Raw genomic sequence first — 545 nt, 5'->3', positions numbered from 1 at the left:
ACGTCACTGGCTCACGACGAACCAGCAACTAGACACCTAAAGGATACGAAAATGAACGCTCAGCAAATCAACGCACTCCGCGCACAGACCATCGCTGACTTTGAAGCACGCGCCGCCGAACTGCGTGCACGGCTCGCGGGCATTCTGGATAACGAAGCTTACTTTGTTGTGGGCGAAGCCGGCACCCTCTGCTATGACTTCGACGGCAACGCATACACGAACCCGCGCGTGTGCCCCATTGGCACGGCCCCGACGTTTAGCCGCGCACAGGCGAAAGCGCTGGCACGTGTCACGAAGGACGGGGCCGACCGTACGATGCGCGCTGTCTCGATTCGTGATCACATGGCAAACGAGGCGGACAAGCTGGAAGCGCTGGCCGCAAATCTTCGCGCGATTCCGGATAATGTCTGACGCTCCGCGCGCCGCACGGGGAAAGCTTACGGGCTTTCCCCTGATTACGGCCCCGACCATGCGGGGCTGAATCGCGAACAGCTAGGCGCACTGTTTGACCGGACTATTGGCCGCTTTTACGGCCGCAACGATGA

At 60.4% G+C, this 545-nt stretch carries 1 protein-coding gene; it reads left to right on the top strand.

The features are described 5' to 3' along the window. The coding region (locus AC1RO3_RS08400) for a hypothetical protein (RefSeq protein WP_481763991.1) at positions 1 to 411 on the top strand (411 nt) is incomplete at its 5' end. Between the last annotated feature and the right edge of the window lie 134 nt (positions 412 to 545).

It is taken from the genome of Dellaglioa sp. CoH-57-MRSF-19 (assembly GCF_056781975.1).
Note: the sequence above shows the minus strand (reverse complement) of the source record. Positions and strands in the feature narration are given on the sequence as shown.